The following is a 24020-nucleotide window of genomic DNA, read 5'->3' on the forward strand; positions in this document are numbered from 1 at the left end:
AGAAAATCGCAGCTGTTTCTGTGTCAAAATTATGTGTCGCCAATCTTACATCTTTGTAACAACTGATAATATTCTGTGCATGAGGCCGCTTAAATACGTCAACCGGCAACTATTTCGGCTTATGTTTCTCCCGACGCCAGCTGAGCAATTCATCGACAATAATGAAAATTGCACCAACGGTGATAAAAGCATCAGCCAGATTGAAAATGGCAAAAGAAAACACGCCGTCAATATGGAACGAGATATAATCGACAACATAATGAAAACGTATCCTGTCGATCAGATTGCCAAGCGCACCGCCGATTACCAATAGAAACCCCAACCGCGACAGCGATTTTTCAGGGCCGGCATTTTTCCACAGCCACGCGACGAAGCCGATGATAAACACGGTTAGAATAATCAGGCCCCAATCGGAAAATGACGACAACATCGAAAAAGCAATGCCGGGATTGCGGGCATGATAGAGTGAAAGAAACGGTAAAATCACGATTTCTTCGCCCAATTCCATATTCTGGATGACCCAATATTTAATCCACTGATCAAGGCCGACAGTTATCAGCAAGCCAACGATCAATATCAATGCAGATTTACGGTTCATGAGCGCGCCTCACGCGGGTCAAGCGCCAAGGAATGGCGGCAGATTTCATACAGCATTACACCGGTTGCCACTGCAAGATTAAGAGAATCGGCGCGGCCAGCCTGTGGAATACGTGCCAATACATCACAACTGTCAGCCAGCGTGTCGGGCAGCCCCTGCTGTTCATTGCCCATCAACAAAATGGTCGGGCCTTTTTTAAAATCAATTGTGCGATAATCAACCGAACCCTTTAGATGGGTACCGACGATTTTGCCTGAAAACCCACCGCGCCATTTAAGAAAATCCTGTTCGCTCAAACGATAGAGTGGCAGGGCAAAAACCGAACCCATGGTGGCGCGAACGGTTTCAAGTGAAAATGGGTCGGTTGTGTCGCCAACAAGGATCAGCCCCTTGGCACCCACCGCATCGGCTGTACGGATAATCGTGCCCAGATTGCCCGGGTCGCGGATACGATCGAGCGCGACATAGACATCATCCGGCTTTGCCTTGAGGGCTGTGATTGGCTGCCATTGCTGCTCGAAAACCCCAACAACCATTTGTGGGTTGTCGCGTCTTGTTACCGATTCCATGACCTTTTGCGAGGCTTCGATGACCAGGCCGCCAGACGCAACGGTGCGCGCGGCGGTTTTTTCGATCAATGGATTGCCAAGGCCGCTTTTAGCAAAAAGAAGAGTCCGGATGGTCCAGCCAAGGTCCAGCGCATCAATGACGAGTTTCAAGCCTTCCGCCATGAAAACGCCCTCGCGGTCGCGGTTCTTTTTCTGGCCCAACGCTTTCAGATCCTTGATGATCGGATTGGCAAGGGAGGTGATTTCTTTCACCTGACCGGTACGTTTTTGTGTCATGTTCAAGCGATCCATCGGCTAAAAAGAGAGGTAGAAAGGGCGCGTTTTGCCTGTTCTTCACGCAAGATAAGTTCCCCGGATTCAACGGTGCCGCCAAGCCCGGTAAATTCGTCACGCATCAATTCATGAATGGCATAAAACGACGAGCGGATAGAATAGGCCGTTAGAATAACTGCCAGTGGTTTGGCTGACAAGATTGCACGGCATCCCCTGACCATATCCGGTAAATGGTCGAACAATTGCCAGACTTCACCATGCGGCCCCCTGCCGTAGGCGGGCGGGTCGAGCAAGATAATGTCATAGGTTTTTTCACGTCGCGCTTCGCGTTCAACGAACTTCATGGCATCGTCGCAAATCCACCGAATTGGCCGGTCAGTGAGACCTGCCATTTCCTGATTTTCCTTTGCCCACAATATGGCTTTTTTGGAAGCATCGACATGGGTCACTTCGGCGCCAGCGCGGGCTGCAATTAGTGATGCAACACCGGTATAGCCGAAGAGATTGAGGACTTTGACCGGTCGGTTTGCTGTTTTGATCAGCGTTTCCATATAGCGCCAATGCGCATCCTGTTCTGGAAAGACCCCCACATGACGGAATGAGGTAAAGCGGCCGAGAAACGACAGTCCATTCCATACGAGCGGCCATGTTTCGCCCAAAGCCTGTTTGGGAAAATGCCAACGCCCCATGCCTTCTTCGTCGGTATTGCCGGTAAAAATAGCATCGACATCCGACCATTCTTTTTCGCTCAATGCCGGTTGCCATAGTGCCTGGCCTTCCGGACGAATGATTTTCAACGGGCCATAGCGTTCGAGCTTAAGCCCATTACCACTATCGATAAGGGCATAATCATCGCCGGCACCTGTCTCCATAATCAAGGGCAGGTGTTCTTGCGGCCGTGCGCCGGTTGGGCGCGGTTGAAACTTTTTAATGGTAGGCGCTGACGCGGTTGAGCTTTCTATAGATGCTTTGTTGCGGTCGCCTTCAGCGCTGAAACCCGGTTGCTTTTGCGGCCTCATTGGTGCCCCAGCATGGGCACTCCTTTTGGCAGCTGCTTTCATATGGCCGGATTTATCTGTTCCGCCCGGTTTTTGCTGGTTAGCACGCGGCGTTGGCGCGTTTTTCTTGTCTTTAATTCTGAAAGGCGGTTTCACGGTGTTGTATTTCCGGTCTGTGACAAAGTTTTTCATGCTTATAAAGCATTCTTAACAAAAGGGGCATAATTTTTCCAAGGCTTCGCAAAACACTGTTGTCTGCGGTGGCGGAACAGGGGATGGCCAGCAAAATGGAGGGGGATTGATGTTTTCGATAATTATGATGGCATTATTGCCCATCGCTTTATTGGTCGGTCTTGGCTACGGCCTGCGGCGTGTCGAGTTTGTCGAAGCCGGTTTCTGGTCCGGCGCTGAAAAGCTCTGCTATTTCATTCTTCTACCATGTTTGTTCATTCATGGTCTCGTTCATGCGGATATGTCCGGCATTGGTTTATTGCCTCTATGTGCAACGCTTATTCTGCCGGGCTGTATTGTCGGTATCGTATTGGTTGTCTTGAACAGGTTGACCGGTTTTGATGGAAAAGCCTTTACCTCTGTTTTCCAAGGAAGCATCAGGTTTAATAATTATGTCGGTGTCACCGCCTCCATCGCACTTTTCGGGGCGCAAACGGTTGGTTTGACAGCGGTAGTCAACGCAATTCTGGTTCCAACCGTCAATATTCTAACTGTGCTGGCCTTTGCCCGATACGGTGGAACAAAGCCTAGTCTTATCGGTGTCGTTCGCGGTATTGCCAGCAATCCTCTAGTCGTCAGTTGTGCAATCGGGGCAGGTCTTCATGCCTTTGGATTGTTCCTGCCTTTCGGCATTGATGAGGTGATGCGCATCCTAGGCGCTGCATCTTTGCCGATTGGCCTTCTATGTGTCGGTGCTGCACTGGATCTCAGTATGTCACGAAGCAGGCTTTGGGCTGTTGGTTTTTCGTCGATGGTGAAATTCATCGTCATTCCGGCCCTGACGCTTGGTTTATGCCTGTTGACGGAAATGGATGGACAAATGGCTCTGGTTGTTCTGGTGTTCCAGTGTCTGCCGACAGCCTCATCATCTTATGTCATGGCACGGCGTATGGGGGGCGACCATGTGTTGATGGCAAGCATTACGGCGTTTGAAACTTTAGCCGCGATGGTTACAATGCCCATAACACTGCTGATCTGTATGGAGATTTTTGCCCTATAGAAAAGATAGGAGCCAGCATTCCTTCGGTCTGCTTTTACAGCTTTATATGGAATGCGCCAGCGCAGCCAATTCTTAAATTGCCAACGCGTCCTAGGAATGTAATGCGCCCTAGGAATGTAATGTCAGGTCGGTCTTTTTAGCCATATCCATCTTCAGTCCCTGCAATTCCGTTTGCGTATCTTTTAACGCTTTGCGGAAACGGTGCTGAGTCAGCCACATGGTGGCACCGCCAATAAGAATGCCCAAGGCCAAAAAAACGAAGAGCCAGACAAAGAACGGCGCATGATAGGTCAAGCCTTCAGCACCCGGCTGAAACGGATTGAGTGTCAGTGCCACACTTTCACGATTGGCAACGATAAATGCGATAAGCACAATGGCTATCGGTATCAGTATGATCAGTGAGATAACCCGTTTTGCGTTCATTGCATCACTCGCTGTTCAGGCGGTCGCGCAGTTCCTTGCCGGTTTTGAAAAAAGGAACCCATTTTTCATCCACTGAAACAGATTCACCGGTGCGCGGATTACGGCCGCTACGTGCAGGACGATTTTTAACCGAAAACGCTCCGAAGCCGCGAAGTTCAACACGGTTGCCTTCAGCCAATGCTGTCGAGATTTCATCAAATACAGCACCGACAATATTTTCCACGTCCCGTTGAAACAGGTGGGGATTGCGATTGGCAATAATCTGTACGAGTTCCGACTTGATCAAAACAGCCTCCATTTCAAACCAACAACAAAACCGTGCGATTAACAAGGCCGACCGCTTTTCCGTTGAAAGCATTTAAGGCCATGGGTTAAAAGCATCGGCAGCCCTGTTTTCCACATAAGATCGCCTAGATCGGGAAAACCTGCCAGCCAATCAATAGCTTATTGACCGTCTTCGGCTTTTCGTCAACGCTGTTTGACAAAAAATTGTTGCCTATCGGGCGGATTCAGGAAAAAAAACAGCTCTTGACGAATTTTTGTTTTGGTTTGTCACGAAAAACACCATATTGAATGGTTACAAAACAGCCGTAGGTGATGGGTGGAGTGGTGTACGCTCTTTTTGGGCCACGGAATCGGCAACAAGCGGATCGGGTAAAAGCCAAGGAGCAGAATGAACGATAGTTCTGAAATTTTTTCGGCCAGTCAGAAATCTGATGCGGTCTTCAATTCGGCGCACCGCCATTCGGCTCGGGTGCGGGTGTTGAAGTTTGTTTTGCCTTTGGCGGCACTGGCCATTGCGCTGGTTTTTTGTTGGTTTACATTTTTTGCTGCGCCCAGTTCGGCCGATCTTGTCGTTTTAAACGATGATCAGGGTGCCGATGGCCGGCTCACCATGACGGATCCGAAGTTGGAAGGCTATACGAGCGCCAACAAACCCTATTCGCTGAAAGCGGCGAAGGCGATACAGGATCCATCCCATTCGGGCATGATCGAATTGCAGAATATTATTGCGCAGCTACCATTGGGTGAGCGCGGGCAGGCCGATGTTGAAGCGGCAGGCGGCTTTTACGACAATATCAATGGTCGTTTGCAACTTGATAAGCCTTTTACAGTACAAACAGATGACGGCATGGTGGCAAAGCTGGAATCAGCCGATGTCAATCTTGCAACCAGCCAGTTGAATACAGACCGACCGGTGGATATCCGTCGGGATGGGCAGCATTTAAAGGCAAATGGCCTGCAAATCCGCGAAAACGGGCAGGTTTTGTTTTTTCGTGGTGGTGTCAGTCTTGTCATTGACAACACTAATGGGCAATAAGAGTTATGGTAAACGATGCCGGTCATGCGTGTCGTATTGATTTGAGGGTTGTGGAATGAAGCCGTTAAAACACTTTTCGCGCCGTTTGGGTGCGGTATTGGCCCTAGGCTTGGCTTTGACAAGCCTTCATGGTGTATCGGCCATGGCGCAGCAAACCAATTTCGGCGTTAATCTTTCCGGCGGCAAGGAGCCGGTGGAACTGAATGCCGACGATCTGGAAATGCGCGACAAGGACGGCGTAGCTATTTTCACCGGAAATGTCTCTGTGGTGCAGGGTGATCGTATTCTGCGGACATCAAAGTTGATCGTGCATTATGCCAAGGCACCGGATGCCGCGGGTGGCGATGCACAGGCAAAGCCGGCTGGCGCCAGTGCAGGCGGACTGGGCACGACCGGTGTTGAAAAAATGGAAGCGTCGGGCAAGGTCTATATTAAAACGGCAACGCAGGTCGCAACCGGAGATCAGGGTGTATTCGATGGCAAATCCAACGTCATGGTGTTGACCGGCAGTCGCGTCATTCTGACCGATGGGGATAATGTGGCAACCGGCTGCAAGCTGACCGCGCATATGGATACCGGAAAAGCCTTTCTCGAAAGCTGCAAGTCTTCGGGTAAAAAAGGCCGTGTGTCGATCATCATGAACCGGAACGAACAGAACGGAAACTAGTCCTTCATGTCACAAAGTGAATCCTCCACGGCTTTCGAGCAGATCGCCTATGAAGACAATTCAGGTGATGCGTTGGCGCAACGCCTGAAAGGCACGCTGGTTGCCCGCGAACTTACCAAGACCTATCGCGGTCGGCAGGTCGTCAATGGTGTTTCCTTTGGTGTGCGGGCTGGCGAGGCCGTGGGCATTCTTGGCCCCAACGGTGCAGGCAAAACAACGTGCTTTTACATGGTAACCGGTTTGGTTGAAGTGGATAGCGGCAGTATCGAAATTGACGGTTTTGATGTCACCGATATGCCGATGTATCGCCGGTCGCGTTTGGGCATTGGCTATCTGCCGCAGGAAGCTTCGATTTTTCGCGGTCTCTCCGTTGAAAACAATATCAAAGCTGTTTTGGAAGTGGTCGAAAAAGACCGTCGCAAGCGTGCGGAAGAACTGGATGCACTGCTTGATGAGTTTAAAATTGCACATTTGCGCAAAAGTCCGGCCATCTCTCTGTCGGGTGGTGAAAGGAGGCGTTTGGAAATTGCACGCGCTTTGGCCTCACGTCCTAATTTCATGCTTCTGGATGAGCCATTTGCCGGTATCGATCCCATCGCAATTGCCGATATTCAACAGTTGGTACGTCATCTGACCAGCCGCGGTATCGGTGTTCTCATTACCGACCATAATGTGCGCGAAACACTGGGTCTTGTCGACCGCGCCTATATTATCCATGCCGGTCAGGTTCTGACGCATGGCCAGCCGGATGATATCGTCACCAATGCCGATGTGAGAAGGCTTTATCTGGGCGATCAGTTCTCGCTCTGATCTTTCCATTGCGCATAAGAAATGCGTTTCATTTCAAACAGGTCGTGGCAACGTGTGTAGCCACCACTGCCATGCATCCGGCCAATCAAATCAAGTGCTTTCGTGTCGACATAGTGACGCTCGGCATCCTGGATATAGGCATCATCGATGCGGATTTCGACCACGCGACCGATGACCATATACTGCTTTGGGCCGGTCAACATTGTGGCATGGTTGACGCATTCAAATGAAACCGGTGATTGGGCTATTTGCGGTGTCTGGACAATATGGGACGGAGTGGTCGTCAGACCGGCCGCAGCTATCTCATCAAATCCATAGGGCGCATCCATAGCTGTCAAATTCATTGCTTCAGCCAAGCGTGCCGGCACAAGGTTGACTACGAACTCGTTGGTATCCAAAATATTGGCGATCGTATCTTTTTTGTCTTTGTCGTTCGATTTTCCCACGCTGAAAACCGCCAAGGGCGGCTCGCTCCCCATAATATTGAAAAAACTGAAGGGGGCTGCGTTCACGTTGCCTTGCCTATCGCAGGTGGTGACCCATGCAATCGGGCGTGGCGTTACAGTTGCCGTCAGCAACTTATAGATGGCTTGTTGCGGCAGCTCGCTGACTGTAAAACGCATGGGGAATGTCTCCGTTTCTTTCGTCCGGTTTGATTTCAAGCGGTGTTTCGCGGTCATGTTAAAGTGCGAAACCGGTTCGCACAAGCTGCTTTCAACGGCAATGAAAAGCCGTTTTTGCCAGAAAATTGGTTGTTTCTGCATAAATTCCGGTTGACAAGCAAGGTTCATACCAGTTTGCTAAAGTGGTCAAACAATGATGGACGGGGCCATGCGGATGAAACAAAAAATGCGACATAAATGCCGGCATTCTGTCTGGCGTAAGAGGGACGGCTGATGGCTCTTGCCCCGTTCCTTGATCTGCGCCAATCGCAATCTCTGGTCATGACACCGCAATTGATGCAGTCGATCAAATTGCTGCAGATGACAGCGCTGGAGCTGGAGCATTTTTTGGACGAGGAGCTGGAAAAAAATCCGTTATTGGAACGTTTGGAACCAACGCAAGAGCCTATGCCGGATAGTCATGCGGCTGATAACCCTTATGACTCTGGCAAGCCAGAGGCGCCGTTTGTAGCAGACGATGCAGCCATGCCGGATGGCGAAGTGTTGTCGAATATGTTTGATTCCTCGCCAGACAATATCGACCCCGATGCTTTGCGCCATGATGCGATGTCGCTGGTACCAAAACCCGTCGATTGGAGCGACGTTTCTACCCAGCCTTTATCGTTTGACTCTATCGATCTCGAGCAAACCCTGGCCGAAAAACCAAGCCTTCGCAGTCATGTTAGTGAACAGATTATCTTTTCGTTCAGCAATCGTACGCTGCATGAGGTTGCGCTTGATCTTGCCGATCAGCTTGATGAGGCCGGGTATTTTACCGGGTCTTTGGAAGAAACAGCCTCAAGACTTGGTGTGGAGTTGGAACAGGTTTCCATTGTTTTTGACACTCTTCGCCAATTTGATCCACCAGGCTTGTTTGCTACCTCGCTTAGCGATTGTTTGGCTTTGCAGCTGGAACGACAGAACCGGTTGGATCCGGCCATGCAGATTGTGCTGGATAATCTTCCGGTGTTGGCAAAACGGGATTTTGCAGGTTTGGCAAAATTATGCGGTCTGGACCAGAGCGAACTTGTCGATATGTTGCAGGAAATTCGCGCGCTCGACCCTAAACCGGGTATGGCTTTTGGTGCGGCGACTGCCGATGTTGTGGTTCCCGATGTGATCATCCATGCCTTGAACGATGGAGATTTTCAAGTTGAGCTGAACAGCGCCGTTTTGCCAAAGCTCGTCGTCCATCAGGATTATTCCTTGAAAATCTGCGCCAATGCCGACGAGCGAGGATTTATCGGCGAGTGCTTGCAAAATGCCCATTGGCTGTTACGTGCACTTGATCAGCGCGCCAAAACGCTTTTGACAGTCAGCGGGCAGATTGTGCGCCATCAACAGGATTTTCTGAAATATGGTATTGGCCACTTGAAGCCGCTCAATCTGGCCATGGTAGCGGATGCTGTGGGTATGCACGAATCGACCATTAGCCGGGTGACCGCCAATAAATATGTGGCAACGCCACGCGGTACATTTGAAATGCGCAGTTTTTTTTCTGCGGCTTTGCAGTCAGCAGAAGGTGGAGAAACCCATGCCGCTGACGCCGTGCGACATCGCATACGCCAGTTGATTGATGGCGAAGATGTCGACCATATTCTGTCGGACGATACGTTGGTCAGCCTATTGAAGAAAGAGAATATCGATATTGCCCGCAGAACCGTTGCCAAATACCGTGAAGGCATGAACATTTCGTCTTCAGTTGCACGCCGCCGTGAGAAAAAAGCCAAAGGCAGTTGCAACTAATGGTTGATTTTTGCCGGTTGACTTCGCCTTTGCAACCCACTAGAAGCCCGCTTTAAAGGGTTGACCCGGTCTTTTCCAGATTTATATGCGCTTTTGGTTGCGTCATATGGAAGATGTCGCTAAATTAGCCTGATCACGAATTATGAACGAGGTTTATAATGAGCTTGCGCATTTCGGGAAAGCATATGGATATCGGTGAAGCTTTCCGCACCCGGATCGAGGAACGTATCGCTGATGCTGTTTCCAAATATTTCGACGGTAGCGCCACCGGTCATGTCACTGTTGTCAAATCCGGTTCGCGCTATTCGGCTGATTGTGTTTTGCACCTGAGCACAGGCGCCATTTTGCAAACAACCGGCCAGGCGCAGGACCCGCAAGCCGCATTCGATGCGGCGGCAGAACGGATTGAAACCCGTTTGCGCCGGTATAAGCGCCGTCTGAAATCGCGCAGCAATATGCAAAGCGAAAGTGCTGCATTTTCCGAGTTTGCCTATCACATCATGGAGCCCATGCCGGATGAGGATGAAGATCTTCCGGCAGATTACGCCCCGACAATTGTTGCGGAAACATCCATGGCGTTGCGTGCGATGTCTGTAGCAGACGCGGTTGTTGAACTCGACCTCATGGACAATCCAGTGTTGGTTTTCCGTAACGCCGGTAGTGACAAGGTCAATCTTGTCTATCGCCGTGCTGATGGAAATATCGGCTGGGTTGACCCGTCATCTGTCACCAATAAGGCTTAACGAGCACAAATCCCGAACTGCCGCATTCATGGTTGGCAGGCTAATGGGATATCCGCAACCTTCACTGCCTTAGGCCGTTTTGTCGAAACCGGGGCAGTTGTTGGGTGTGAAAGAGGGAAACAGAGTATGGATCTGAGTGATTTGATCGCACCGGAAGCAGTTATTCCGGCGCTCAAGGCCAATTCAAAAAAACAGGTTTTGCAGATTCTGGCCGAAAAGGCGGCTGCAATTACCGGATTAAACGAGCGTACTGTTTTCGACACGATTTTACAGCGCGAAAAACTCGGTTCGACCGGCGTTGGCAATGGCATTGCCATACCCCATGGCAAGCTCAACAATATCGACCATATTGTAGGTGTGTTTGCCCGTCTGGAAAATCCGGTTGATTTTGAGGCTCTTGATGACGAGCCAGTTGATCTGGTATTCCTCTTGCTGGCCCCTGAAAATGCCGGTGCAGATCATCTGAAGGCTTTATCGCGGATTGCACGCGTCTTGCGCGATCCTGATATGGTGCAAAAGCTGCGTAATACGCATGAGGCGCAGGCCCTGCATTCTTTCCTGACACAGCATCCGGCAGCATCTAACGCTGCCTAATGCGTTTCCTGGAAAGTGTGAAGCGGTTTTCGGATAAAATAGATACTTAATGCATGTAAAGTGGATGAAATAAACCACGACATGCATTAGGCATACCTCGTGGCCGCGTGCCCATCTGCTAAATGAAATAATGAGTCTTTCTTCGCTAGGTGCGACTGATCTATAGCCTTTTTTCTGAATTTAGAGCGCTTTTCGACCTGATGCTATCCGGCCGGTGCGTCTCAAGCTTTTGATTTGTCGCGGTATCTTATCCGATTGATGTTTTACATCAATCGGGAACCGCTCTAAATCGTGTTCGAGCTGTTTTCAATTTTAATAACATTGGGTTCAAAACCGCCTGCGACACGAGATGCACGAATGGAAAAGCGTATTTGTTCGAAAAACATGTAAAGTAAGCTTTACATTTATAAACATCGGTTTATGATTTCTTTTGGACGTCATAAGGATGATTGAAAATGGAAAAGCGCCGTTACATGTTGAAGTTAGCCTTGTGGCTGTTCGTTTATGCTGTCGCCCTCACCGGTTCGATATATTTGTTGCTCAGCGCAGGGCCGAACTCGGCTTTGCTCCCTTTGTTTGCTTTATTGCCGATGGTTCCGGCTTTTGTGATTTGCTGGGTTGTTGTGGGTCAGCTGAGAAGGCTTGATGAAATGCAACGGCAAATGCAATTTGAGGCGCTGGCCCTTGCTTTTGCTGCGACAGCACTTTTAACCTTCAGCTATGGTTTTTTGGAAAATATAGGTTACCCAAAGCTGTCAATGTTTGCCATTTGGCCTTTAATGGCAACTCTATGGATTATTGGAACACTCGTCAGTTACTGGCGTTATCGATGAAGAACTGTGTCAAACAAAGGCGACAGGACATAGGCTGGTCGCAGAGCGAATTGGCACTGCGGCTGAATGTTTCGCGGCAGACAGTCAACGCCATCGAAAATGAGCGATACGATCCAAGCCTTCCCTTGGCATTTGCCATTGCCCGTGTCTTCGCTGCAAAAATTGAAGAACTTTTCGAGGATGAGGCGCCAAAAAATTGAATATACCAGCTTGAAATGATGGGGTCGACAACACCAATTTGGTGGCAGTGGTTGGAAAATGCCTACCGGTAGCTGACGCAAGTCTTGATGATCGAGAACGCCATCGTCGCTTTTGATCTCATGAATTGCGATGTATTTTCGGCTAAGACGGGATATTGGAAGAAATTAAGTATGTTTTGCCCTAGCGCCACCAGCAAAGTTCCAATAGCATCCGGTATGTAACAGGCGCTCCAGTGCCAGATATTAGATCGCAACAGGATGAAACCTATGACATCGCTTGCCCATGTTCAAGATGACCGTTTCCGCGAGCCGGGAATTGCCACACCGCTGACTTTCCTTATCATGTTTATCTTTTTCATTTATGGAGCCCTGCTTGTCGGACTTTTAGGCGTGTCCGACTGGATTATCCATGCATGGAATTTGACATTCTTTTTGAATCTAGGCGGGTTCGGGGTTTTTCTTCTGGCACTTATTATACCGGCTTTATGGGCGGTGCTGGTTGCAATATGTGCAACCGTTCCTTATGTCATTTTGCGCGCGCGCGGGCGGTTTATTCTGGCATCAAAGGTGGCAACGATTATCGTATTTGCCATGTTCCACATTTTTGCCCTGCCATGGATCTTATGGCCGATGATTCGCCGTGGGTCGCCGAAAATGCGCCAAAACCATATCAGGAAATTGCGCCAGATGGTCAAGGCCGGCAAAATGGATGACAGGCTTGCCGAACGGCGCCAGAGGTTGATCGACAAAGGGTATCAGTTTTAAACGATATAGGTGTTAAATTTTGTTAGAAAAACCGGATTGAATGCAATGCATATCAATCCGGTTTTTTTATATAATTCAGCTTAGAACGTATTAAGCGAACGGCGGTTATAACGCCGCGGAGTAACCCACCAATAGACCGCGCCTGAAACGATAGCGGCGATAAGATTGATGGCAAAGCCACCCAACGACAATGAAAAGCCGCTCATCCACAATGACAAGAAATAAAGCAATGCGGCGACAATCGCTGCCACAATGTAATAGCCCATTTTAAAGAAATGGCGATATTCGCCGTAGATGATGCTGGCAAAAAATACGATGCCGACAATCGCAAAATGCGGCGGTATGGCATAAAGCGGATTATTGGGTGAAAGCAGTTCATGCAGGCTGTAATTTTGTCCCGACAGCAATAATGTCAGCCCGATCTGCACAACCATAAAGGCGGCTTCCGCAAAAATACAGCCGACCAAGATCCATACAATGTGAAATGCTGTAATATTTTTCATGGTTTTTCCTGTTTCAGTCACGAATATCAATCACCGTGTCCGGCAATCATCATGGCTTCAAGTTTCAAACGATCCGATTTGCGCAAACGCTCTGACTCCGACTTCAGTTGCCCGCATGCCGCAAGAATATCGCGGCCGCGTGGCGTGCGGATCGGCGAAGCATAGCCGGCTTGATTGACGGCATCGGCAAAACGCTCGATCTGCTCCCAGTCCGAGCACTGATAGTTGCTACCCGGCCACGGGTTGAAGGGGATGAGGTTGATTTTCGCCGGAATGCCTTTCAAAAGCTGCACCAAACGCTTGGCATCTTCAAGACTGTCATTAACATCCTTCAGCATGACATATTCAAACGTAATACGTTTGGCATTGGACAGGCTGGGATAGGCCCGACAGGCATCCATCAATTCATTCAGCGGATATTTCTTATTGATCGGCACCAGCATATCGCGCAATTCATCACGCACTGCATGCAGCGAGATAGCCAGCATAACGCCGATCTCCTCACCTGTTCGGAAAATTTCCGGCACAACGCCCGACGTTGAAAGTGTGATCCGTCGTTTAGAGAGTGAAAGACCATCGCCATCAGAGGCGATCAACAGCGCTTTCTTGACGGCTTCAAAATTATAAAGCGGCTCGCCCATACCCATCATGACGATATTGGTAATTTTACGCCCTTCAGCAGGCACAATCGCACCATCGGGCGTGTCTTTTTCAGGAAAATCGCCCAAGCGGTCACGGGCTGTCAAAAGCTGCGCCAGAATTTCTTCCGCTGTCAGGTTGCGCACAAGCTTCTGCGTTCCGGTATGGCAGAAAGAACAGGTCAATGTGCAGCCAACCTGTGAAGACATACATAAGGTTCCACGCCCCTCTTCAGGAATATAGACCATTTCGATCTCGACAGGTTTTCCTGCTCCGCGCGGGGGAAAGCGTAATAACCATTTGCGTGTGCCGTCATTGGAGACTTGCTCTTCAACGATCTCCGGCCGCGCAATGGAAAAATGCTTTTTCAACGTTTCGCGCATATCCTTGGAAATGTTGAACATATCGTCAAAGCTTGCGACGCCGCGTACATAAAGCCAATGCCATAGCTGGCTCACGCGCATGCGGGTTTGGCGCTCCGGTACGCCGACATTCTTCAAGGCATCGGCCATTTCCTCACGCGATAAGCCGATGAGCGAAGGTTTTACCGCATCCATCACGGCTGGTCGCATGGCGGCATTGGCACCAATAGGTCTGAGATCGTAGGATACGCTCATTGTTTTCCGGTTCTTGACTAAAACTTTTACGTGCTGCCTGTAGCACAGAAAACCGGCAGCGTCACGCGCGCCAGCCACATAAAATAAGCACTGCAACATGGCAATACCATGATGCAGTGCGCTGATTGTGATAAAAAATGATTATTTACATTTTTGTGCAGCATTCAATGCTGCAGTCACACCTTTGAGAGAATAGGTATAGCTGGTGTTGGTTCCGCGTTGTGAAACAGCCTTGACGCTGAGATTAGAACCTGCCCGCATGGCTGCAATCAACTGAGTTTCAGTGGTTTGCGAAGCTGCCCATGCCGATGAATCCTTGGTGAAGAATTCAAAGTTTTTGCCGTCTACGGTCACCGTGACTTTTGAACCTTCTTTCAGCGTATAACCTGCCATGAACTGCGGTTCAAATGAAACGGCACCACCGGGGCGCTTACTGACGAGGAAAAAATTATCGCCATGGTTTACGCTTGCAGGCTGGGTGGTCAACGGGGCCGAAAGCACATAACAAACCGTGTTGGCGCCCGATTTATAGGAATAGGCACCCCATGCATCAAATTGGTTGAGGCGGGTGGGTGTCTGTGCCGAAGCTGTTCCGGCTACGGCCAGAACCATGACAGACGCAGCGACAAAAGTCTTTCCAAACATCGTATACTCAGCTCACTTCTTGTTTTCCATTGGCAAAGCCTTACGGCTTCGAACCGGCGGTGATTTCTATCACACCAACATAACATCTGTTGGATATGCCGCCAGTGTTTCATGCAATTTTGACCTGTTTGTGGTTACCAAAAGGTGAAATTTTGCATCAAATGGCAAAAAACCGGAAGAAATTCTTTATTTCACGCTGTCTTGATGTTCGCTCTCGCCAGCAAGCGCTTTGCGCGCAGCCAAAAGATGGGCTTCTGTAATATGGGCGCGCACGGTGGCAATGGCGATGGTCAAAACTGCCAGGTCGTCAGAAAAGCCGATGACAGCCAACATATCGGGGATAAAGTCGAACGGCATGACAAAATAGGCAAGCGCTGCCAGCAAGATACCCCGAACGCGTTTTGGGGTTGTGGGGTCAAGCGCACAGTAATAAGCTGCAACGACATCTTCCATAAAGGGAATGTGCGATGCGGCCTTGCGCAAAGTTTTCCAGAAGCGGGCACGTACCTTTGCCGCTCTTCCGGCTTGCACCTTTTCAGTGCCCGGTTGCAAAATATCGTCGATTGTTGCCTTATCCATTGTCAAACTTCCATTTGGGCCCCCGCCCAATATAGCCCTGAGATAAGAAGCCTGTATGCTATTTGCAAGTTTCCATAAAGCCCAGCCGCTATGAACGAACACGATGGGGTTCAAGCTTTGGTGCCTGTTTCACACCATATGCAATTATAATAATTCTGCTTGGTTCATCCTTAAGCCGAAAGATCGGGTGGCTTTATGCCCGGTGGTATCGTCCTAAAAAAACAAGCGATCCTGAGCCTTAATTGTTGAATTCGCCATGTAAGCGCTTTGGGCTGGAAGGCGGCACAACAGGCTATGTAGTAGGGAAGCGTGAAGGTGAGCAATTTTTTTCATCCAAAGACTCTGCTTGACTCTGTTTCTTATTCGATTCCATAATAGAACAAAACAAGAACATATATCGAGTCTTACGATGAAGAATATTGCCCAATTGCGCCATCTTGTCGCCCGCATGGAGGGACGGCCCATAGCCCCGCTATTGCCTGTTGGCGATGTGGGAGCTGCCGATAGTATGGGCAATTATGCTGGCCACCATTTTTACCTTGGTCATAGGACAGCCGACCTTTTGGCTGGCCCTTTTCCTTGTGGCGCGCTGCATGAAGTGGTGGCAGCACCCGCATCGATGAATATCGCTACCGGTTTTTGTCTGGGACTTTTGGCCCGCAGCCAGCAACCAAATCGCCCATTCATCTGGCTGGAGGAAGAAAGTGTCACAATGGAGTATGGCATGCCCTATCCGGCCGGTCTGGCCGCTTTCGGGCTTGATCCCGCCCGCTTCATCTTGGTGCGCTGTCATAAGGCGACAGATGCTTTGAAAGCGGCAGATGATGCGCTGGCGACACGCAGCATAGGCGGCATTATACTTAGTCTTTCGGGCCCTTCCAAAGCGCTTGATTTTACTGCCAGCCGCCGTCTGCATCTGGCGGCAGAAAAAGCCGGTCATCCGGCATTGCTTCTGCTTGGCAAGGCGGCACTGAAAACCAGCAGTGCCGCAACCAGATGGCAGATAGCTGCAGCTCCGTCGCAAAGTTCCGGCGCCAAGGCACCGGGGCTTACCGCTTTTGATGTCACCCTTCTGCGCAATAGAACCGGCCATACCGGCCATTGGCCGATGCAATGGAACCTCAATGACCAGACCTTTATTGAAACTCACGCCGATCAAATCGCTCAAACGGCTTTATCTGGCCCTCGCCTTTCCGCGCCTGCCCATAAACCGTCTCATGACGGTTTTGCCGCCTGAGCGTGTGCCAGACCCACAACAGCCTTTTGCCATCATAGATCGTGCGGCGCGCGGCCTGAAACTGACCTGTGTCAATCAGGCCGCGTCGCAGGCAGGGCTTTATCCCGGCCTGTCACTGGTTCATGCGCGCAGCCTTTGTGCCAGAATAGAAACCGCCCAGCAGGACGACAATGCCGACATGGTGTATTTGCAGCATCTGGCCCGCAATGCAGGGCGGTTTACCCCGCTTGTTGCCTATAGCCTGCCGTATGGATTGATGTTGGATGTTACTGGCTGTGATCATCTTTTTGATGGCCCAGCGGCGATGTTGCAAAAAGTAACCTGTCATTATCGGCAGCTTGGCGTTGAAACCTTGGCGGCGCTTGCGCCGACGCCTGCAGCAGCGCGGGCTTTTACCCGTTTTGGGGTCAATCGTTTTGTCCCGCGTGAAGAGCTTGCTTGCACATTGGATATGCTGAAACTGCCAGCCCTTGAAGCGCCGCCCGCAACGCAAACGGGGCTGAGGCGTGCCGGTTTTCAGACATTGCATGATATAAAGCATATTTCGCCCAAGGCGCTTGCCGCGCGTTTTGGGGAAGTTCTGCCTGCCCGCCTTGATGCGCTTTATGGCAAAAGCCGCCAACCGATTTCTCCCATCAGCCCGCCGCCGGCGCTCTATCTTCCCCTGCGTTTGAGCGAACCGTTGAGCGACCAAGCAATGGTCGAAAACCAGCTTGTGGTTCTGGCCAAGGATTTTTTCCAACGTCTTGAAAAATTGGGACTTGGCAGCCTTGCTTTAGCTATCGGCTTTTTTCGGGTTGATGGTCATATAGAAAATTTGATGATTGAAACCGGCCGCCCGCTCATTGATCCGGCTATTTTTCACCGTTTGATGAAAGAACGGCTTTCAACATTGGCCACACCACTGGATGCTGGATATGGTTTTGATACATTGACGCTTTCGGCCACCCGTTGTGCACCGCTGCAAGTGGTACAGACCGGCTTGATCGAAGAGGGTGCCGACACAGCCGAAATTGCTCAATTGGTAGACCGATTATCAACCCGCCTAGGGGCGTCGCATATTGTGGTGGCGCAAACGATCGAAAGTCATATGCCTGAGCGCGCAGCTTTTTGGGGTGTCGCCCAACACCGCCATCCGCAAACTGCCGCACTGGCTGCCCGTCTTGCCGCACAGGGCCTTGTGCCCCTTGCACCCAATCCGCCGGAACGGCCGCTGCGTCTGTTCTGCCCGCCGCAACCTGTCGACGTTATCGCAGCGCTGCCAGATGCGCCGCCGGCATCTTTTCGCTGGCGTCATGTCACCCATAAGATCCGCCTTGCCGAGGGGCCCGAGCGGGTGAGCGCTGAATGGTGGCAAAGCACGCAGAAAGACCGCGATTATTACCGCGTAGAAGATGAAAACGGTCAGCGATTCTGGATATTCCGCCATGGCCCATACCCTAAAACAAAATGGTTTTTGCATGGCTTGTTTGCATAAAAAACCGGTATATTTGCCCATAAGGCGCCACATGGTTTTGTCTGTCGGTGATGGCATCAAGGCCAAAAGGCCATGCATTGCCTGCCGGTCAAAGCGTGATAGGTGTGTGCCATGCTAGCATTGGCCGTCAGAAGCAACTTTTCGTTTCTGCGGGGTGGATCGCACCCTGAAGAATTGGTAGAGCATGCCGCATTGCTTGGCCATGGCGGTATTGGGCTGGCCGATGAAAACACCTTGGCAGGGGTCGTGCGTGGCTTTTCCATGGCCCGGGAAATTGTCAAACAGCATGGTGCCTTTCGTTATCTGGTGGGCTGTCGGCTGGTCTTTGCCGATGCAACGCCTGATCTGGTGGTTTACCCGCGTGATCGTGCCGCCTATGGCCAGCTGTGCCGCCTATTGAGTGAAGGAAAAACAAAGGCAGGTGAAAAAGGTGCCTGTCATCTGACATTGGAAGACTTTTTATTCCGCGCCCGCGGGTTTCAAATCATCGTCACATCATCAGGTGGTTTTGAAGCTGCCTTGGCCCGGTTGCAGATGGTCGCCAAAGGGCAGGTCTGGCTGGCATTGCCAATGGATTTTGGTGGTATGGATGCGCGTCGGGCAGAATATCTGGCACGCATCGCTGCGACCTATCATGTACCGCTGATTGCAGCCGGCGATGTGTTGTACCATTTGCCGGAAAGACGCCCTTTGCAGGATATCTTGACCTGTATTCGATTGCATAAAACGATTGATGAGGCCGGTTTTTCCCTGCAAGCCAATAGTGAAAAGCACCTTAAGCCGGTTGCAGAAATGCAGCGGCTTTACAGCCATTATCCCGAAGCGCTTGCGCAACAGCATGTCTTTATCGCGCCGATTGCTTTTACACTGGACGATCTGTCCTACTCTTATCCTGATGAACCGGTGCCGAAAGGCAAGACGCCGCAAGGCTATCTGGAAGAGCTGACATGGAAAGGTATGGAGGAACGGTTCTCACCCCAAGACCATACAAAGATAAAGCCGCTTCTGGACAAAGAATTACGACTGATTAAAAAACTCGATTACGCACCCTATTTCTTAACCGTCTACGATATTGTGCGTTATGCGCGCGAACAGAAAATCCTTTGTCAGGGGCGCGGCTCGGCCGCCAACTCGGCCGTGTGCTATTGCTTGGGTATTACCAATGTCAATCCGGCAGAAATCGACCTTTTATTTGAACGGTTTATATCGGAAGAGCGCAAAGAACCGCCGGATATCGATGTCGATTTTGAACATGAACGGCGCGAAGAAGTCATGCAATATGTCTATCGCCGTTATGGGCGTGAACGCGCCGCCATTGTGGCAACGGTTATCCGCTACCGGTCGCGCAGCGCCATCCGCGATGTTGGTAAAGCATTGGGCCTGAGCGAAGATATTACCGGCGCGATAGCGGCTACCGTCTGGGGGACATCGGGGCAGGGTGTCAGTGATGACCAGATCAGGCAGGCAGGGCTTGATCCTGAAAATCCGATGATCGGTTTGACGGTGCGTCTGGCCCAGGAAATTTTGGGCTTTCCGCGCCATTTATCCCAGCATGTCGGTGGTTTTGTGCTGACACAGGACAGGCTGGATGAAACGGTCCCGATTGGCCCTGCGGTGATGAAGGATCGCAGCTTTATCGAATGGGATAAGGACGATATTGATAGTGTCAAACTGATGAAGGTCGATGTACTTTCTTTGGGTATGCTCACCTGCATCCGCAAAGGGTTTGACCTTTTAAAGCAACATAAAGGGCTGAATCACGGCCTGCATGATATACCGCGCGATGATAGACCGGTTTATCAGATGTTGTCCAAAGGCGATTCTCTGGGGGTTTTTCAGGTGGAAAGCCGGGCGCAGATGAACATGCTGCCCAAGCTCAAGCCCAAAACATTCTACGATCTGGTGATTGAAGTGGCCATTGTGCGGCCAGGGCCTATTCAGGGAGATATGGTACATCCCTATCTGCGTCGTCGCAGCGGCGAGGAAAAGGTGGATTATCCCTTTCCCTCTGCCGAGCATGGCCCGCGTGACGAGCTGGAGCGTGTATTGGGTAAAACCATGGGGGTGCCGCTATTTCAGGAACAGGCAATGCGCATCGCCATTGAAGCGGCCAAATTTACCCCCGATGAAGCCAATCTTCTACGCCGCGCAATGGCAACATTTCGACGGGTTGGCACCATTCATACCATGCGTGAAAAAATGGTGGAGGGCATGGTCAGGCGTGGTTATGAACGGCCTTTTGCTGAAAACTGTTTTAAACAGATTGAGGGTTTTGGCGAATATGGCTTTCCAGAAAGCCATGCCGCAAGCTTTGCTCATCTGGTTTATGTTTCGGCTTGGCTGAAGTGCCACCATCCTGAAGTGTTTGCCGCAGCATTGCTGAATTCGCAACCCATGGGCTTTTATGCACCAGCCCAGATTGTGCGCGATGCACGCGACCACGGAGTGAGAGTATTGCCGGTGGACATTAATCAAAGCCGATATGACCATCGGTTGGAAAGGCTGGATCAAGTCTTGGCTTTGCGTTTGGGGTTTCGTCAAATCAGCGGTTTTTCAAGCGAATGGGGGGAGAGACTGGAAGAGGCGCAAACCAGCGGACGCTTCGATTCCATTGAACAACTGCACCAGCGAGTGGTGTTGCCCAAGCGGGCTTTCCAGCTTCTGGCTGATGCCGATTGTTTCCATAGTTTGCGTATTGAACGGCGTAATGCCTTATGGGCAGTGCGCCGCCTGCCTGACGATGCTGCACTGCCTTTGTTTGAAGCGGCAAAGCAATCAGAAATGGCGCGTGAAAAACGCCTGCTCTTGTCGCCGATGAAACTGGGTGAACATGTTATCAATGATTATGAAATGACCCGCCTTTCCCTTAAGGCCCACCCGATGAGCTTTTTGCGGGAAGCATTGAAAAAGCAGGGCATCATACCCTGTCAGGATGCGATGGAGGTTGCCGGAGGCGCTGTCGCTGCCATTGCCGGCATTGTAACGGTGCGCCAAAGACCCGGCAGCGCCAAAGGTGTTGTATTTCTCACGATGGAAGATGAAAGCGGCATTGCCAATATCGTGGTTTGGCCGAAAATCATGGCGCGGTTTCGCCGCGAGGTCATGGGCGGAAAAATGCTATGGGTCACCGGTAAGGTTCAACGCGATATATCCGGCGTAACACACCTTGTTGCAGCAGAAATTGAAGATAGAAGCATGGATTTACTGTCGTTAAGCGACATGCCGGAGCGTTTTGGGCCAACAGCATCGGAACCGATGGCACAACATCCACGTCAATTCCGTGCTATTCCGAAATCACGCGACTTCCATTAAGAGTTTGGCGCCCAGCCGGTTGAGACCCACCAACCATGTTTGAAATCTCAGGCGATAAAAATAACGGGATGCCTGTTTCGTTTGGCGCTGTCACCGTTTTGGAAAATGCCATGGCAATTTATAACAATGCCGATATTGGATAACCAAAGCGGCGCAACCCAGAGCCATTCCCCAAAAGTGTGAAGCGCATCCGCAGGAGAATTGATTCATTGGATCAATTCATTATTCCACTCCTATCGGATGAGTTGCGGTAAAACAGAGAGTTAGATGAAATTGATGGTTCAACATTAAAAATGTTTTGCTCGAGGCACATCAAATACTTTGAGAGGCGGTCAATCGGCTTATCTACGGGCTTACATCATTTTGGTGGTATTAAATGGATGGTAACCCATGGGCAAAAACGTTCCCCATGCTTTCCGTAAGGTTGCCACTATAGCTTTGGTAGATGTGATAAAATAGCTCTGCATTGAAGCGCGACATGAGAAATCAATCGCCAACCAAGCCAATAAAAAATGACTGCCAACAGCATGAAGCGGCAGGATTTACCTTATGAAATAGCTAAGCCAGACTATTGTTCTGCACTTTATTTTTGTTATCATGCCATTGAAAGGGTTGGGCAGAAATTTCCTATAAATGCATCGGAAAACCTTGACGGTGAAAACCACGCTGCCTGCATTTTTCTCTTATTCAGATAAGATTTTTGCGCCAACCAAGCCGTTCTTAAATGGTCACCGCCCACTTGCCTTGTATTTCAGAGTGTCTTTTGTTCATGTGCGGGGTTCAAGCTATATTAGGCGACAGCGGCAAGACGCTCATTGCCTAGCCGGTAAGAAATCGCCTCTGCAAGATGGTGTCTGGTGAGGCGTTGCGAGCCATCAAGGTCGGCAATCGTCCGAGCTACCTTCAAAACCCGATGATAGGCACGGGCGGATAACCGCATTTTTTCGCTGACATCGCGCAACAACGCCGTTGCACCAGCATCGGGAATGGCAATTTGCTCGATCAGGCTTGCCGGACAGTCGCCATTGGCACGGATATGGGGTGCGCCTAAACGGGCAAATCGTTCGGCCTGTAATAGACGCGCCTTTACAATGCGTGCGGCAACAACGTGGCTCGGCTCTGATTTGGCCGGTTGCATCAGGTCTAAAGCAGATAAAGCCGGCACTTCGATACGCAGGTCAATACGGTCGAGTAACGGGCCGGAAATACGTGCCTGATAATCAGCCTGACAGCGCGGGCCGCGGGCGCAGACATGGCCGGGTTCGCCCGCCATGCCGCAGCGGCAAGGATTCATCGCGGCGACGAGCTGGATACGGGCTGGATAGCTGACATGATGGTTGGCACGGGCAACCACACATTCCCCACTTTCCAAGGGTTGGCGCAATGAATCGAGAACCTGCGGTGAAAATTCTGGAAATTCATCAAGGAACAGCACACCATTATGCGCCAAGGACACCTCGCCCGGGCGGGCTTTTATGCCACCTCCCACCATAGCGGCCATCGATGCGGAATGGTGAGGCGACCGAAAAGGACGATGGACGGATACAGAACCATTGGTGGTTTCGCCAGCAATCGATGCAATCAGCGAGACATCCAGCAATTCACGCGCATCCAATGGAGGCAAGATAGAAGGCAGACGTTGCGCCAACATGGATTTTCCCGCCCCCGGAGGGCCAACAAATAACAGGTTGTGGCGACCGGCAGCGGCAACTTCCAATGCCCGTTTTGCCGCTTCTTGTCCTTTAATGTCGGCAAGGTCTGGCAGATTGTCCTGTATGACATATTGGCGGGGTTGTGGACGGGAAAGAATTTGCGCACCTTTAAAGTGGTTGACCAGAGCCAATAATCCCGATGGTGCCAGTATTTCGATGTCAGAACCGGCCCAAGCAGCTTCAGCACCGCATTTTTCAGGACAGATCAAGCCTTTGCCTAAAGCGACAGCGGTCATCGCTGCAGGCAGGACACCGCTGACAGGCGCAATAGAACCGTCAAGGGACAATTCACCCATAACAACATAGTCTTGCGCGACTTCCGGTGGCAAAAGCCCCATAGCGACCATAAGACCAACCGCAATTGGCAGGTCATAATGGGAGCCTTCCTTTGGCAGATCGGCAGGCGCTAGGTTGATGGTAACCCGCTTGACCGGCATGGAAAGACCGCAGGCGTGCAATGCTGCCTGTACCCTTTCACGGCTTTCGGCAACAGCTTTGTCGGCAAGGCCAACAATAGACATTCCCATTTTTCCGGGGGCAATCATCACCTGCACATCCACCGGTAAAGCATCAACACCGCTAAAGGCGACTGTCGTTATACGTGCAACCATGATGCTATTCCCTTTAAAAGTGTCCCAAATTGATACAACCATAGATTTCATAACAAATCAAGAACAATACGTGAACATTTTTGTGTCTTTTGCGTCACGCATAGCAGCTATGCGCCGCTAAAGTTGTGCGGTTTAACACTTCTTTGACAAAGATCATGCAAATTCAGCCGGCGCGGTGTAGGCATGAAAAGTCTGTTATGGTAACAAGGACAAACTTTGAAACCCTGCAAGGCGCGGCGGTTTTGCGTAAAATCG

The 24020-nt window shown here is 50.6% G+C and carries 23 protein-coding genes and 1 pseudogene; 13 read left to right on the top strand and 11 right to left on the bottom strand.

All coding sequences use genetic code 11. The features are described 5' to 3' along the window. Positions 1-109: 109 nt before the first annotated feature. From lspA to ACYSNS_RS03040, 3 genes are read right to left on the bottom strand one after another with little or no spacing between them, the layout of a single operon-like run. Positions 110-598, bottom strand: coding sequence for a signal peptidase II (gene lspA, locus ACYSNS_RS03030; RefSeq protein WP_461721639.1), 489 nt, complete (start codon positions 596-598; stop codon positions 110-112). Then, on the bottom strand, positions 595-1443 hold the full coding sequence (locus ACYSNS_RS03035; protein WP_461721640.1) for a TrmH family RNA methyltransferase: 849 nt from the start codon (positions 1441-1443) through the stop codon (positions 595-597). Before ACYSNS_RS03035 ends, lspA begins: the two co-directional genes overlap by 4 nt. A 2-nt stretch (positions 1444-1445) precedes the next feature. Next, positions 1446-2501 (bottom strand): class I SAM-dependent methyltransferase, encoded by a 1056-nt coding sequence (locus ACYSNS_RS03040; RefSeq protein WP_461721896.1) that lies wholly within the window; start codon positions 2499-2501, stop codon positions 1446-1448. Between the two features lie 238 nt (positions 2502-2739). On the opposite strand from ACYSNS_RS03040, the gene ACYSNS_RS03045 reads away from it, so the two are divergent. After that, positions 2740-3669: an AEC family transporter gene (locus ACYSNS_RS03045; RefSeq protein ID WP_461721641.1), complete on the top strand. Its 930-nt coding sequence runs from the start codon at positions 2740-2742 to the stop codon at positions 3667-3669. 108 nt (positions 3670-3777) lie between these two features. On the opposite strand, the gene ACYSNS_RS03050 is transcribed toward ACYSNS_RS03045, so the two are convergent. Together ACYSNS_RS03050 and ACYSNS_RS03055 are read right to left on the bottom strand one after the other, a co-directional pair. Beyond that, the gene (locus tag ACYSNS_RS03050) at positions 3778-4092 is read right to left on the bottom strand and encodes a lipopolysaccharide assembly protein LapA domain-containing protein (RefSeq protein ID WP_461721642.1); all 315 of its coding nucleotides are present in this window, start codon (positions 4090-4092) and stop codon (positions 3778-3780) included. Positions 4093-4096: 4 nt separating this feature from the next. Continuing rightward, positions 4097-4378: an integration host factor subunit beta gene (locus ACYSNS_RS03055; RefSeq protein WP_461721643.1), complete on the bottom strand. Its 282-nt coding sequence runs from the start codon at positions 4376-4378 to the stop codon at positions 4097-4099. Positions 4379-4765: 387 nt separating this feature from the next. Between ACYSNS_RS03055 and lptC the strand changes: the two genes are divergently transcribed. The 3 genes and pseudogenes from lptC to lptB all read left to right on the top strand — a co-directional run. Beyond that, positions 4766-5413 (top strand): LPS export ABC transporter periplasmic protein LptC, encoded by a 648-nt coding sequence (lptC, locus tag ACYSNS_RS03060; RefSeq protein WP_461721644.1) that lies wholly within the window; start codon positions 4766-4768, stop codon positions 5411-5413. A 55-nt stretch (positions 5414-5468) separates the two neighbouring features. Then, on the top strand, positions 5469-6080 hold the full coding sequence (locus ACYSNS_RS03065) for an LptA/OstA family protein (protein WP_461721645.1): 612 nt from the start codon (positions 5469-5471) through the stop codon (positions 6078-6080). Positions 6081-6152: 72 nt separating this feature from the next. After that, positions 6153-6890, top strand: a pseudogene (lptB, locus tag ACYSNS_RS03070) (LPS export ABC transporter ATP-binding protein); the annotation flags it as partial. Here the strand turns inward: lptB and ACYSNS_RS03075 are convergent. Next, positions 6875-7513, bottom strand: a complete 639-nt coding sequence (locus tag ACYSNS_RS03075; RefSeq protein WP_461721646.1) for a flavin reductase family protein — start codon at positions 7511-7513, stop codon at positions 6875-6877. The pseudogene lptB and the gene ACYSNS_RS03075 sit on opposite strands and share 16 nt — an antisense overlap. Before the next feature lie 273 nt (positions 7514-7786). On the opposite strand from ACYSNS_RS03075, the gene rpoN reads away from it, so the two are divergent. From rpoN to ACYSNS_RS03105, 6 genes are all read left to right on the top strand, one after another. Further along, positions 7787-9298 carry an RNA polymerase factor sigma-54 gene (rpoN, locus tag ACYSNS_RS03080; RefSeq protein ID WP_461721647.1) on the top strand — a complete coding sequence of 504 codons (1512 nt, stop codon included), beginning with the start codon at positions 7787-7789 and terminating at the stop codon, positions 9296-9298. Positions 9299-9456: 158 nt separating this feature from the next. Further along, positions 9457-10041, top strand: a complete 585-nt coding sequence (gene hpf / locus ACYSNS_RS03085; protein WP_461721648.1) for a ribosome hibernation-promoting factor, HPF/YfiA family — start codon at positions 9457-9459, stop codon at positions 10039-10041. Positions 10042-10167: 126 nt separating this feature from the next. Then, complete coding sequence (gene ptsN, locus ACYSNS_RS03090) at positions 10168-10635, top strand: PTS IIA-like nitrogen regulatory protein PtsN (RefSeq protein ID WP_461721649.1); 468 nt, start codon at positions 10168-10170, stop codon at positions 10633-10635. A 455-nt stretch (positions 10636-11090) separates the two neighbouring features. Next, a complete protein-coding gene (locus ACYSNS_RS03095; RefSeq protein WP_461721650.1) occupies positions 11091-11468 on the top strand; it encodes a hypothetical protein in 378 nt (125 codons plus the stop codon). Continuing rightward, positions 11465-11668 carry a helix-turn-helix transcriptional regulator gene (locus ACYSNS_RS03100; RefSeq protein WP_461721651.1) on the top strand — a complete coding sequence of 68 codons (204 nt, stop codon included), beginning with the start codon at positions 11465-11467 and terminating at the stop codon, positions 11666-11668. The genes ACYSNS_RS03095 and ACYSNS_RS03100 overlap by 4 nt, the downstream gene beginning before the upstream one ends. A gap of 267 nt (positions 11669-11935) precedes the next feature. Then, on the top strand, positions 11936-12433 hold the full coding sequence (locus ACYSNS_RS03105; protein WP_461721652.1) for a hypothetical protein: 498 nt from the start codon (positions 11936-11938) through the stop codon (positions 12431-12433). An 80-nt stretch (positions 12434-12513) separates the two neighbouring features. On the opposite strand, the gene ACYSNS_RS03110 is transcribed toward ACYSNS_RS03105, so the two are convergent. From ACYSNS_RS03110 to ACYSNS_RS03125, 4 genes are all read right to left on the bottom strand, one after another. Further along, on the bottom strand, positions 12514-12936 hold the full coding sequence (locus tag ACYSNS_RS03110) for a hypothetical protein (RefSeq protein ID WP_461721653.1): 423 nt from the start codon (positions 12934-12936) through the stop codon (positions 12514-12516). Between the two features lie 26 nt (positions 12937-12962). Beyond that, a complete protein-coding gene (rlmN, locus tag ACYSNS_RS03115) occupies positions 12963-14192 on the bottom strand; it encodes a dual-specificity RNA methyltransferase RlmN (RefSeq protein WP_461721654.1) in 1230 nt (409 codons plus the stop codon). Between the two features lie 141 nt (positions 14193-14333). Then, complete coding sequence (locus tag ACYSNS_RS03120) at positions 14334-14837, bottom strand: invasion associated locus B family protein (RefSeq protein WP_461721655.1); 504 nt, start codon at positions 14835-14837, stop codon at positions 14334-14336. 186 nt (positions 14838-15023) lie between these two features. Then, on the bottom strand, positions 15024-15416 hold the full coding sequence (locus ACYSNS_RS03125; RefSeq protein ID WP_461721656.1) for a YkvA family protein: 393 nt from the start codon (positions 15414-15416) through the stop codon (positions 15024-15026). 409 nt (positions 15417-15825) lie between these two features. Here ACYSNS_RS03125 and ACYSNS_RS03130 point away from each other — a divergent pair, with 409 nt between their 5' ends. From ACYSNS_RS03130 to ACYSNS_RS03140, 3 genes are all read left to right on the top strand, one after another. Beyond that, positions 15826-16653, top strand: a complete 828-nt coding sequence (locus ACYSNS_RS03130; RefSeq protein WP_461721657.1) for an ImuA family protein — start codon at positions 15826-15828, stop codon at positions 16651-16653. After that, entirely contained in the window at positions 16541-18130 is a 1590-nt protein-coding gene (locus ACYSNS_RS03135; RefSeq protein WP_461721658.1) for a Y-family DNA polymerase, read from the top strand. Before ACYSNS_RS03130 ends, ACYSNS_RS03135 begins: the two co-directional genes overlap by 113 nt. Before the next feature lie 102 nt (positions 18131-18232). Further along, complete coding sequence (locus ACYSNS_RS03140; RefSeq protein ID WP_461721659.1) at positions 18233-21442, top strand: error-prone DNA polymerase; 3210 nt, start codon at positions 18233-18235, stop codon at positions 21440-21442. A 790-nt stretch (positions 21443-22232) separates the two neighbouring features. Here the strand turns inward: ACYSNS_RS03140 and ACYSNS_RS03145 are convergent. Next, complete coding sequence (locus ACYSNS_RS03145) at positions 22233-23765, bottom strand: YifB family Mg chelatase-like AAA ATPase (RefSeq protein WP_461721660.1); 1533 nt, start codon at positions 23763-23765, stop codon at positions 22233-22235. Positions 23766-24020: the final 255 nt, after the last annotated feature.

Source organism: Bartonella sp. LJL80 (assembly GCF_054871565.1).

Bases quoted from the DNA above. Each gene is read 5' to 3' on its own strand.
- lspA (WP_461721639.1), bottom strand. From the start codon at position 598: ATGAACCGTAAATCTGCATTGATATTGATCGTTGGCTTGCTGATAACT.
- ACYSNS_RS03035 (WP_461721640.1), bottom strand. From the start codon at position 1,443: ATGACACAAAAACGTACCGGTCAGGTGAAAGAAATCACCTCCCTTGCC.
- ACYSNS_RS03040 (WP_461721896.1), bottom strand. From the start codon at position 2,501: ATGAAAGCAGCTGCCAAAAGGAGTGCCCATGCTGGGGCACCAATGAGG.
- ACYSNS_RS03045 (WP_461721641.1), top strand. From the start codon at position 2,740: ATGTTTTCGATAATTATGATGGCATTATTGCCCATCGCTTTATTGGTC.
- ACYSNS_RS03050 (WP_461721642.1), bottom strand. From the start codon at position 4,092: ATGAACGCAAAACGGGTTATCTCACTGATCATACTGATACCGATAGCC.
- lptC (WP_461721644.1), top strand. From the start codon at position 4,766: ATGAACGATAGTTCTGAAATTTTTTCGGCCAGTCAGAAATCTGATGCG.
- ACYSNS_RS03065 (WP_461721645.1), top strand. From the start codon at position 5,469: ATGAAGCCGTTAAAACACTTTTCGCGCCGTTTGGGTGCGGTATTGGCC.
- ACYSNS_RS03075 (WP_461721646.1), bottom strand. From the start codon at position 7,513: ATGCGTTTTACAGTCAGCGAGCTGCCGCAACAAGCCATCTATAAGTTG.
- rpoN (WP_461721647.1), top strand. From the start codon at position 7,787: ATGGCTCTTGCCCCGTTCCTTGATCTGCGCCAATCGCAATCTCTGGTC.
- hpf (WP_461721648.1), top strand. From the start codon at position 9,457: ATGAGCTTGCGCATTTCGGGAAAGCATATGGATATCGGTGAAGCTTTC.
- ptsN (WP_461721649.1), top strand. From the start codon at position 10,168: ATGGATCTGAGTGATTTGATCGCACCGGAAGCAGTTATTCCGGCGCTC.
- ACYSNS_RS03095 (WP_461721650.1), top strand. From the start codon at position 11,091: ATGGAAAAGCGCCGTTACATGTTGAAGTTAGCCTTGTGGCTGTTCGTT.
- ACYSNS_RS03100 (WP_461721651.1), top strand. From the start codon at position 11,465: ATGAAGAACTGTGTCAAACAAAGGCGACAGGACATAGGCTGGTCGCAG.
- ACYSNS_RS03105 (WP_461721652.1), top strand. From the start codon at position 11,936: ATGACATCGCTTGCCCATGTTCAAGATGACCGTTTCCGCGAGCCGGGA.
- ACYSNS_RS03110 (WP_461721653.1), bottom strand. From the start codon at position 12,936: ATGAAAAATATTACAGCATTTCACATTGTATGGATCTTGGTCGGCTGT.
- rlmN (WP_461721654.1), bottom strand. From the start codon at position 14,192: ATGAGCGTATCCTACGATCTCAGACCTATTGGTGCCAATGCCGCCATG.
- ACYSNS_RS03120 (WP_461721655.1), bottom strand. From the start codon at position 14,837: ATGTTTGGAAAGACTTTTGTCGCTGCGTCTGTCATGGTTCTGGCCGTA.
- ACYSNS_RS03125 (WP_461721656.1), bottom strand. From the start codon at position 15,416: ATGGATAAGGCAACAATCGACGATATTTTGCAACCGGGCACTGAAAAG.
- ACYSNS_RS03130 (WP_461721657.1), top strand. From the start codon at position 15,826: ATGAAGAATATTGCCCAATTGCGCCATCTTGTCGCCCGCATGGAGGGA.
- ACYSNS_RS03135 (WP_461721658.1), top strand. From the start codon at position 16,541: ATGACCAGACCTTTATTGAAACTCACGCCGATCAAATCGCTCAAACGG.
- ACYSNS_RS03145 (WP_461721660.1), bottom strand. From the start codon at position 23,765: ATGGTTGCACGTATAACGACAGTCGCCTTTAGCGGTGTTGATGCTTTA.